Here is a 12001-nt window from a genome sequence, read left to right as displayed (position 1 = left end):
CAAATGGGAATGCCAGCAGCTAGAATCAATGACATGCATGTTTGTCCTATGGTAACAGGAACTGTCCCGCATGTGGGAGGCCCTATTCTTCCACCTGGAGAGCCAACAGTCTTGATTGGTGGCATGCCAGCAGCGAGAGTTGGTGACATGGCTACTTGTACTGGGCCACCAGATAGCATAGTAGCGGGTTCGGCCACAGTCTTGATCGGAGGAATGCCAGCTGCTCGATTGGGTGATAGTACAGCGCATGGTGGCACTATCGTATTGGGTGAGTTTACAGTATTAATTGGATAATCATGGATGATAACAAGCCGTTTTTGGGACGAGGATGGTCTTTCCCACCTACATTCAATAACCGATCTGGCTCGCTTAAAATGCTGAGTGGTGAGGAAGACATAGACAGTAGTTTAGAAATCTTACTTTCTACCAAACAAGGCGAGCGAATCATGCATCCCAATTTTGGATGCAATTTGGAGGAATTGTTATTCAACCCACTTGACAGGACTTTGATAACTTATGTGTCTGATTTGATCAAAACGGCAATTCTGTACTACGAACCAAGGATAGAAGTGCAGAAAATCGATATCTACGAGGATGACATCATCAATGGGAAGATCATTATCGATGTAGAGTATCTCGTCAGAGCTACAAATTCAAGAAAGAATAAGGTTTTCCCTTATTATAAAGATGAAGGAATAGAAATCTAAGGCAAATATGAGCAGTAGCGATAGCAAAATATTGAGCATTTTGAAACGAAACGGAAGTAGTCAGTCTAGCCGTTACAGAAAAGATCTTGATCCTGATCAACTTGAGCTTATGGGCTTTGGTGTAGAGGATTGGATTTTATTTGCCTACAACTTTGCCCAAAAATTAAATTTCTATAATAACAACAATGAAATTGAAGGAAACTGGGATAAGTTTTTTCAAGAATTTGATTTAAACCCTTCTAAGTTAATTTATCAGAGCAATTTTGATTTGGAGGAAACCAAAACTCAACTTAGGTCAATCATTAGTCAGTACCAAATCAACGGAGAGCTCTCTCCACATTTGACTTTATTTGTTTCATTTTTGAATGTTCTCGAAACAAGTAGAAGTAAATTCAATCAACTGACTAAAAAGCACTTGGACTTCTACTACACTGAAGTACTGAAAATGGAAAAATTACCTCCATCATCTGATAGTGTTTATGTGATCTTGGAATTGGCAAAAAATGCCCTAAACCAAAGAATTGAAGCACAAACACGCTTCAATGCAGGAAAGAATAAAGATGGAAAACCACTTTTATATGTTAATCCTGAAGAAAGTAGTATCAATTCAATTGCTGTAAAATCCATCAAAAACATTTACCACGATCGAAAAAGAAAAAAAATCAAACAATCAATTTTATTGGATGAAAATGATGGTCAAAGCGAAACGTTAAAGAAGAAACAAAGTTGGTGGACATTTGGAAACGCTGATACAAATGATGTTCAGTCTGGAAATCCAACAATTGGCTTTGTTGTATCATCCAATATTCTCCATTTGAATGAAGGTAAAAGAACAATTATTTTAACTTTTTCTTTTGCATCTGATATAAAATTCAGTTTTGATCAGTTTATTTTATTTACCGAAATCTATATAACAACAGAAAAAGAATGGACTCAAGTAGATAATTTACATCTAAGTAAAGTTGGTGATTTGACCAATCCATTTGCATTGAAGATTGAATTTGCGAGTAGCTTCCCTCCTATAGCGCCATTTTTATCCGATGATTTAATATTTGACAAGCTTAATTCTTTTCCATCCATAAAATTCATATTTGATACTTCCTCCCCAGTGGGCTATGAAATTTTTCAAGAATTGAATACCAACGAACTCAAAAATCTAAAAATCCAAGTAACTGTAGAAGGAGTCAAAAACATTCACTTAGAAAATGATCAAACCATCTTAAACCCGCAAAAGCCCTTTTACCCATTTACTACCAGACCTTTCAAGGGATCAAGCTTCAGCTTCTCATATCCTGAGGCGTTTGGCAAAAAATGTACTAGGGTTGAATTGAAATTTGACTGGAAAAATACACCTGAAGATTTTTTCGAACACTATGAAACTTATGTAGAAGAAGCCAAAAGCAATATATCTTCCAATATTTTTATTTTACATCAAATGTCAGCCTACAAATTCAATGACCTTACTATCAAGTTGCTAAATGACTTAGATAAAAAGGAAATTGAGGCTACTTCTGAACAAAAACGGAATTTATTGAGGCTAAGAAGTAGAAAGGCAAACAAAAAAATCGAACAACCAGAAGCGTCAGTAGCTCAAACACAAAGTGAAAATCAGATTGTAAATGGAAATTCCTATTTCAAATACAAATATGAAATTATCCAAAATGGTATAGCTATTGGCAATCAATCAAATTCAAATTCAATCCTGTTCAATCCTGGTGAAGACAACAATTTCTCATTTGCTTGCATCTTAACAAATCAAATTGACAAAATTCCAAATGCCAAAGTTAGGGTAAATCTTCAGCAGTCATTTCTCCATGAGATTTTTCCTAAAATCTATGCAATGGTGTTGACTTCTGATAAAGATGACAAAATCATCCCCAATGAACCCTACACTCCTCTTGGAGCAGACTTAACCCTTTCGTATTCCGCCGAAGTTGATTTTTCCAATAATTCAGAGATGAATAGAATTATTCATATCCATCCTTTTGGATTTGGGGATCAAGATAATAAGTGTCTATTGAGTTCTCAATATCACCAAGATGGCTTTTTGTTTATTGGTCTAGAAAATGCCAAGCCTCGTGATATTCTATCACTTCTTTTTCAATTGGATGAAGGCACAGAAAACCCACTTTCTGTGGATATGGAACCAATTCAATGGGCGATATTAAGTAACAATACTTGGCAAGATTTACCTAAGGAATCCATTTTGTTGAATGAAACATCAAATTTTCTGAGAACTGGAATAGTCAAAATTGAGCTACCATCTGTAATCAATACAAATAATACTTCGTTTGCTCCTGACTTATTATGGATTAGAGCTCAGCTTTTGGGAGCGCATGATGCCGTTTGCCGTTGTATAAATATCCATTCACAAGCAGTCAGGCTTCAAGCTTTAGATTCATTTCAAGCTACCCACCTTCCTGGGAGATTAGAAAATGGTGTGATTTCCAAATTTGAAAAAAGAGTTTCTCAATTTAAAAGTGTAAGTCAGCCATATGCTAGTTTCGGAGGTAGAGGACTGGAAAATGACAGCGATTTTTACAGAAGAGTTTCTGAAAGGCTCAGACATAAAAATAGAGCTGTAACCCAATGGGATTATGAACATTTGATTTTAGAAGCGTTTCCAGATTTGATTCTTGTCAAGTGCCTCAATCATACAAGACCCACCTGCTTCAATGCTCCGGGTCATGTTACAATCGTAGTTGTTCCGAGCATTAAGCAGATTGATACGGAGAAGATAGTCTACCCAAGGGTAAGTAGTGGAAAGCTCGAGGAAATAAAAATTTTTGTTAGCAAATTCATCAGCCCTGCCATGGAAATCCATGTAATCAATCCTGAATATGAAAAGCTAAGCGTAACGGTAAATATAAAGATTCATCAAGGATTGGATTTTAATTTTTATCAAAATCAACTCAAAAAAGACATAACGAATTTTCTTTCTCCATGGGCTTTTGAAAACAATGTTTTACTCAATTTTAACAAAGAATTCCATAAAAGTCAGATTTTATACTTCATTGAAAATCTGAATTATATAGACTACATATCAAAGCTTGAATTGAGGCTTGACAACAAGCCAATAGAGAACGCTGTAAGGGCAACTTCCCCAAGTAATATTATCGTGAGTGATGAATCTCATTTGGTATCTCCGTCCATTGATAATTGTTCAAAAGTATAAAAGTATGGCTATTCCAGATCTCAAAATATCAAAAAATATACAGACCCAAGATGATCTAGACTTTGATTTCCTCAAGAAAAAGGGAATAGAATATATCGAGCAGTTTGGCCGAAAACTTTGGACGGATTATAACACCCATGATCCTGGCATTACTACGCTTGAGATATTGTGCTACGCCATTACTGATTTGGGACTAAGGATTAGCATGCCTATTCAAGATTTATTGAATTCTGATAAAGGTGGAGATCAGTTTTTTGAAGCACATAGGATTATGAGTAATCAAGCTTTGACTGCACTCGATTACAGAAAACTTTTCTTGGATATTGACCCTCTCAAGATCAATAATTGCTTTTTGAGGCCTTTTTCCAAAAAACTATTTATCAACTGTCGGGATGCAAAAGTCAATCTCTTGGCAAAAGCTTTTGAAGATGTACCTAGAGAATTACGCAGGGATACTCAGATCAAGGGATTGCATACACTTTGGGTGGATTTTGCCGATGATGTGGTCAATCCAAAGCCATTGATTGAACAAATTAGAAAGACTTATCATGCCAACAGAAATCTCTGTGAGGACCTTATTGAGATCAAAACGGTGGAAAAACAAGAAATTAGAATTTGTGCTGATATTGAAATCAATCCACAAGCAGATGAAAACCTAATCAATGCGAAAATACTTTTGGCAATTGAAAACTATTTTTCACCAAAGGTAAGATTCCATTCTTTGGCAGAAATGACAGCTAAAGGATATGGAACAGAAGCGATTTTTGAGGGTCCTCTTTTGAAACATGGGTTTATTATCGATGAAGAGCTTAGAAAAAATGAATTGAGATCAGAGGTTCGAATGAGTGATTTGATGAATATCATACTCAAAGTAGAAGGTGTAATCTTGATCAATGATATGAGCATTAGTTTTTGCAACGATAAACAAGAGCAAGATGACCTTTGGAACCTTTGTATCAAAGCCAACCACAAGCCGATTTTGTGTAAAGGCAAGAGTGTCTTTTCCTTCAAAAAGCAAGGTCTTCCAATTAATATGGATTCCCAAAAAATCCAAAATTACAGGAAGATTTTGATGCAAAGTATAGCTAATAATCTAGAAATAACAGCAGCTAACAATACCCTTTCTTTTCCCAAAGGGAATAATTTCAAAATTGGGAATTATCAAAGTATCACTCATAATTTTCCTGAAAATTATGGGATCGGCAATCATGGGCTTTCGAAGAATCAACCCCGTTTCAGGCACGCCCAAGCAAAACAATTGAAGACGTATTTACTTTTTTTCGATCAAATTTTGGCAAGTTATTTCAAACATCTTGAAAATGTAAAAGATCAGCTTTCAATTTCAGGAGGACTTTCCAATAGCTATTTTTCCCAAACAGTTGCTGATATCAAAGGAATAGAGGATTTGATTATAGATTTTAAAACTTTTGATCCAAAAGATTTACTCCAAAATTTTGATGATCAAGAAGTAAGAAATTCCAAGATCAAGGATCATTTGATTGCTAGATTTTCAGAAAACTTCGGAAACTATGCTTTTCTTATGAAAAGTATATATGGCGATGCGTCAGAGGAAATTGTTCATGACAACAAGCAGGCATTTTTGGAAAATTACGACCATATAAGCAGTCGCAGAGCATCAGCTTTCAACTATTACAAACAAACAGATCAGACAATATGGAACAGCTCGAATGTGTCTGGCTTGGAGAATAGAATTGCTGGCCTTTTGGGAATCAAAATGGCTGAAGGAAATTCATACAGAAGGGAAACCATCACTGAAAAATTTGTAGAAATCTATAAAGTCAATGCCAGTGAGTACCGATGGAGAATAATAAACAGTGAAAACCAGATCGTTCTTACTGCTACAGAAAATTACAACACATATCGGGCAGCTGAAAGAGAAATGTATCAGAGTGTTTACAAAGCCATAAACACAGACAAAATAGCAATCTCAAATATCAAAAACACGAATTTCAAAAGAAAAACAGTCAACGTAATCGAAATTGTAAAATCAGATTCTGGAAAGTATTCTTTCAATATCATCAACCCAAACATTAAATCTTTCAGTGATCCAAAAAGAATAATTGCCCGTCAGTACCGATTTTTCAATTCTATTGATAAAGTGAGGGATGCAGTGTTGGAGACAATAGAATTTTTTGTGAAAGAATTTTCAGATGAAGGAATTCACTTAATAGAACATGTGCTTATGCTTCCTGAGGGTAAAAATCAGAAAGATGAAAACTATTATCTTCCTATTTGTGCTGATGATTGTGGTCAAGGATGTAATGCCGACCCTTATACATTTAGACTTAGTATTGTTCTTCCAGGTTATACCCAAAGATTTTCAGATATCAATTTCAGGAGATTTGCCGAAGACCTGATTCGTAAAGAAATTCCAGCCCATATTTTGGCTAAAATATGCTGGGTTGGTCATAGAAAAAACACTGTCGAAGATAGCAATAACGATTTGCTTCAATTTGAAGAAAATCTCAGGAAATTCCTGATAGAAAAAACCAATGGCAAACAAGACTCCTTGCCTCTACTCATCAAAGCTATAAATAACCTGAATAATTTCTACCTCCCTGGTCAATTGCATGATTGCGATTCTAATGAGATTGAAGGAAAAATTATTCTTGGTAGAACCAATATTTAAAATTTTAACCATCAAGTCATGAAACTTCAAAATATCACTTCAGACTATAAATCTTTTGCAGATAATCAGCTTTTGACAGCAGCACAGCTCAATCTGCTTGTACAATATCTGGACAATCAAGACAGGTTATCTAGACTTGCCCTTACGGGTGCTGGTATTGTCTGTGGCATGGAAGTTTCTGGTTCCGATTCTGTTTTGACCATAAGTCAAGGTACTGCTTTGACTACAGATGGAGATTTGATCAAGCTTAGAAATAAAAGCTCAAATTCAAAAAAATCACCTATAGCTATTCAGAATGTTGATTTCGTAGCCTATTTACCTTTCAGTAATCACAAGGTTCATTATGAACCATTTATGGAATCAAAGGAATCATACATCCCAATTTTGGAATTGCTCACAGAAGAAGAAGCCAAGAGTTTTCCATCTTCAAAAAATATATCAGAAATCAAAATCAATAATTATGTAGTCGTTCTATATCTGGAAAATTATACAAAACCTTATGATGTCTGCAACGAATCTGATTGTGATAGCCAGGGAATTCCTGAGATTTCTAGACTTCGTTATTTTTTGATAGATAAAGAAAATGTAGATAAAGCTGTTCTAAAAAATGACACTATTTTCAAACAATTTAGAAATATCAAAGAGCTCTCAGGAAAAAATGTAAAAATCGAAAGAGTGATTGCTCCTACGCTTATTCAAAAAGAGTCCATTTATTTGGAAAAATACAATGATATAGCTACAAACGCTAGACTTATATTCAATCAAGCTTGCAAAGAATTATTTGAAGTTTTAAGTAACGAACTTGGTTTTGATTTGCCTTTATCTTTGAAAGTTAGAGACATTTTTGTTCCAAAATCTTTCCCAAATGCTCAATACAACTATGATTTTTTGCTTGACTTATTGGCTACTTATGATGAAATCAAAGATTTGACACTTAAAATAGATTCTATTTGCAACCATAATATTGAATCATTTCCAAAACACATCATACTGGGGTCTTTGGATGATGATTCTTTAAGGCACAATTTTTACAAATCTTCAGCTTTGGCAAATGACCAAAACATCAAGGGTAAAATTAAATTGTTGTTAAACAGGTTTGATGCCTTGCTAAAGAATTTTAATGGAAAAAGAAATAACGATATACAGATTCGGGCATCTAAACTTTGTGGTAAACTCAGTGATAAAGCAATACCAACATATTATCAAGATGATTCTCAAATAAGAAAAAACTGGAAATTTGGAACAACTGAAAGTGAGCAACAAGAAATCAATAGTGAAAAAAACTTAGGTTTTGACCTTTCTTGCCATGATTTCTTCAGAATTGAAGGAGCTTTTGATTTAAACTGGGCTACCGCATTGGATGCTATCCTTAAGAAAAAGGTAGAATATGGATTGAATTTCGATGTGATCTGCCTCAATTCTGAAATGGAAATGAAGGATTTGGATTTAAATGATTTCCCGGTTTTATTTCAAGATCTTCAGACAAATCTATCTGCTTGGAGGGCACAACAGATTTGCTTACTTCAAACAGCAACTACATTTTTGACAGGTTTCAGCACAAAAGCAAATGGTGGCCATAATCATATTAGGGACTATTTTATAAGAGAAACTTTTGTGAGTAGTGTATACGAAAATCCAGTTGGTTCATTTCGGGATATTTATGGGATGACTTCCAGTATTGAAAAGGCAAAAACAACTGAGGTTAAATCTGAAAAACTGAAAGAAGAATCAAGAAAAGAAAGTATATCAAACGCTGATTTATACAATGTAGTCAACATTGCAGGTACTAGAAAACTTGATGTAATTGAAGAAGTTCATTATTACAAACAACCTACTTCTTATTTCCCAATTACAAAAGGAGCAGAAGACATAGGAAAGGGATTCGAGTCTTTCAATGAGGTAAAAGGAAATTATTCATTCCATGATTTAGTCGCCATTTATGAAGGTCAGCTAGTCAGTGTAATACCAGATTTGAAAAATTGGGCTGGTGTAGATAAGGAAATGAGAGTTACCTTCCCTACCAAGCTGATGGCAGCTATTCAAACTTTGAATAAGGAATTTCCAACAAATATCAATTCAATCAACGAAGCTAAACTTGGGGCTTTTGAAGCTGCATTGGAAAACTTATGCAAATTGACCAATGAAGCATTTAATTTCATTTCAGAAACTATCAATGACGCAGGAAATAATTATGTCAAAAAGGATTTTGAAGACCATTATTTAGCTATATTAAATAGGTTGAAAGAGAATTGTTGCGCTGGTGATTTTTTGAAAGTGATATTCCAAGAAACAATTTCTAGAAAAAAGAGAGTATTAGAAGATTCCAGCTTTACAAATTTTGTAGCCAAGCATCCAGGTATGGAACATATGGCCGGTGTGCCAAATGCAGGTACTTTTGTTTTGCTCTACAATCCCAAAACCAATAGGGTTATTGCGGATTTTGCCCTCCCCTATATTTGCTGCTCCAAAAATGCTCCGATTGCATTTATGGTCACGCCACCTATCGAAAACAAAAAAGACGTTCAGTTTGATATAGAATCTACGATCTGTAAGCAAGATAAAGAAACTGTTAAAGTTCCATTTGAAATCATTCCGGAAGATGCTGAAATTGCCACAGTTAGAGCGTATGAAGGAATTGTGATCAAAGAAAATACACTCATCATAGATTCGAGCTTTAAGGATTTTGAGATCCCAATTCAGTTTCAGTCAAAAGGGAAGTTACTTGAAAAATCAATCACTATTCTTCAAAAAGGAACACTTGAACTTAGTTACGAATATGTTAAAGAGGAAAAATCCCATGTTGTCAAATCAAATGTATTTTCGGAAAAATTCCAATGGACGATAAATGAAGAGGAATTTAAAAGTAAAAGCTCAGAAACCCTTGTAATAGAGAAAGAATTCCAAAAAGAAATTATCGTTTCTTTGGTAGTTGTGACTGCTTGTGGAGAAGAAAAAGCACAAATATCAATCACTCCAATTGCCGAAGAAGAATCTGTTCGATTTAGTATTGAACCTTCTATTTGCAAAGATGCTGACGCTACAGCTTCTATTCCATTCACATTAACTCCAAAAAGCACAGAAATTAAACTTGAAAAATCCTATCCTGGATTAAACATCAGTGGCAACGAACTCACTGTAACCGCTGCTTTCAATTCCTATGATATCCCAATTACGTTTATTATCAATGATGAAGTTTCGAGCCAGAGTATTACCATAATCAAGAAAGATGTTTTGGAGCTTTACCATAAATTTTATCCAGATCAAAACATTCATGTAATTACGTCAAATATCCAATCAGAGAAATTTTCATGGATGTTTAACAAAAGTAAAATCGCTGCTGAAACTTCCGAAAAATTAGAAATCACTGACATTGCTCCAGGATCAAATTTAGTGACCTTAACTGTTCAGACCAAATGTGGAAATTTGACCAATGAAATAACATTTGAACATATGGGAAAACAAGAAGGTGATTGTTCTTCCAAGGCCCTAGGTCAGATCAAGGATTCGAAATCAAGGCTTGCAAGACTAGTGGGTAGATCACCGATAAGAGAAACCATTGAAAATGATCTAAGCTTCCTAAATCAAGTTGTACAAGATTTTGAAAAGGACCCAGATAATCATATTAAAGGCAATAATTTGGGGAATTTTGATATGATCCGATACACTTTTGAGAGTTTGAATAGCAGACTGTTTGATGAAAAATTCAATAATCAAAAAGAATTGATTTTTGAAGTTTATAAAATAAGCATGGAAATGGTATATGCCATGATAACGTGCATTGATGGGAAAGTTTTGGAAGAAATGTCATGGGCATTTAATATGCTTTTCAATACCCTTGAAAACCATCTCAAAAACCCTGAATACACTAAGATGTTGCTTGCATTGCGAAATCTAATCGAAGAGTTAATTGAATTCAGAATAAAAAATGGAGCAAATGATAAAGCCGATATTTTGATCATCCATTTACGTAGGCTTCTTTCTATTCTAAAAGAACTGGGATGAAAGAAGAGAGGATCATTGTTGAAAAATTGGCAATTGACTTACAGTATCAGTCCAAATTAACTTCAAAACAAATTATGAAGGATGCAGAGCTGTTTGTATACAAACATGTCCTACCCCTTCTAGAAAAGATTCTACTCAATTATAAGTTTAAAGGAAATTTAAGGATAAATAATGCTGAACTTGAGATTGATCTCAAAAGTCTGATCACAAATAAAACTGTTTTTGGGTTTAATGAAGCACAGCTTGAAACAGAATTGAAAAGAAAGCTAGACCAACTAATCCTTTCTAAAATTGATTTAAAAAAGCCGATAGCTGAAACTTCAAATAGCTTTATTGAAATATTGATATACTTTCTGTCAAATGGCTCCCTACCATGGTTTGCGCCAAGAAATTATAATTTGGATACGGAATTAAGGCTGTTTTTGAAAATTAAAAATCCAAAAACCTCCCAAAAGAAGTTGATTTCACAATTAAAAATCACCTTCCAAAAGAATCCTAAAACCTTTCTAAGATTCATCAAACAGATTGAAAATGAGTTGTTACTTCAAATTTTGACTTTTGGTCAAGAAACTGCATTTTCTTCATTAGAAAGCAAAACAATCTTAAAGCAAACTCAATCAAAAAATAGAGTTTTGGTTTGGGCATTCGTATTTTATAAATCTTGGTTTTTTCCTCTCAAATCAACAGCAATTTTAAACGATATCATTCCAGATTTCATAACACTTGAGTACAAGGAATTCATAAGATTGATAAAGTCACTATCTTTTATAGGCAATAATGCACAAGACAATTCTTTCAGTCCAAATTCATCCTTACTAAAGTTAACTGACTTTGTAATTTTTCAGCAACTTTTCAACCCGAGGTTACGAGAAAAAGAGTATTTTGAATTTTTCAAAAGTGAAAACAAAAGTAGAGTCAAAGAAAAACCAAAAGAAAAAATTGAGGAGAAAAAAGCAACTGAAAAACAAGCAACAATTTATATTGAAAATGCAGGATTGATTATCATCCATCCTTTTCTCCTTAATTTCTATAAAAACATCGGTGTTTTAGATCAGAAAAATAGAATTCCAAAAGAAAATTATGACCTCGTAATTCATTCGTTGCATTATCTCTCAACTGGAAAAACCTATGCATATGAGAATAGTTTGTTGTTTGAAAAATTCCTATGTGGTGTTCCAATAGATTTTGCGGTTGATAGATTTTTTGAATTAGAAACGAATATAAAGGAGGAAGCAAATAGTCTTTTGATGGCTGCAATAGGTCATTGGGGGAAATTAAAAAACACATCACCTGAGGGTTTGAGAGAGATGTTTTTCATAAGAGAAGGAAAACTTGAATTAGAAAGTAAAAGATTAACGATCAAGAGAATGTCTCAAGATATTCTACTTGAATCATTGCCCTGGAATCTTACAATCGTAAAGTTTCCTTGGTTGAAGAATAGCCTATTTGTTCATTGGTAAATAAAAA

At 34.2% G+C, this 12001-nt stretch carries 6 protein-coding genes; all 6 read left to right on the top strand.

Annotation, left to right across the window (positions count from 1 at the left end):
* The first annotated feature begins 3 nt into the window (after positions 1-3).
* Genes MM236_RS14360 through MM236_RS14335 form a run of 6 tightly spaced genes read left to right on the top strand, consistent with a single transcriptional unit; the run spans position 4 to position 11994 of the window.
* Positions 4-294, top strand: coding sequence for a PAAR domain-containing protein (locus MM236_RS14360; protein ID WP_241275685.1), 291 nt, complete (start codon positions 4-6; stop codon positions 292-294).
* Positions 295-296: 2 nt separating this feature from the next.
* Entirely contained in the window at positions 297-707 is a 411-nt protein-coding gene (locus tag MM236_RS14355; RefSeq protein WP_241275684.1) for a GPW/gp25 family protein, read from the top strand.
* 7 nt (positions 708-714) lie between these two features.
* Positions 715-3882, top strand: a complete 3168-nt coding sequence (locus MM236_RS14350) for a baseplate J/gp47 family protein (protein ID WP_241275683.1) — start codon at positions 715-717, stop codon at positions 3880-3882.
* Positions 3883-3886: 4 nt separating this feature from the next.
* The gene (locus MM236_RS14345) at positions 3887-6532 is read left to right on the top strand and encodes a baseplate wedge protein (protein ID WP_241275682.1); all 2646 of its coding nucleotides are present in this window, start codon (positions 3887-3889) and stop codon (positions 6530-6532) included.
* A gap of 18 nt (positions 6533-6550) precedes the next feature.
* Entirely contained in the window at positions 6551-10534 is a 3984-nt protein-coding gene (locus MM236_RS14340) for a hypothetical protein (protein WP_241275681.1), read from the top strand.
* Complete coding sequence (locus MM236_RS14335) at positions 10531-11994, top strand: contractile injection system tape measure protein (RefSeq protein ID WP_241275680.1); 1464 nt, start codon at positions 10531-10533, stop codon at positions 11992-11994. The genes MM236_RS14340 and MM236_RS14335 overlap by 4 nt, the downstream gene beginning before the upstream one ends.
* Positions 11995-12001 lie beyond the last annotated feature (7 nt).

The sequence above is a fragment of the Belliella calami genome (genome assembly GCF_022549695.1).
Taxonomy (GTDB): domain Bacteria; phylum Bacteroidota; class Bacteroidia; order Cytophagales; family Cyclobacteriaceae; genus Belliella; species Belliella calami.
This window is presented reverse-complemented; position numbering and strand designations above follow the sequence as displayed.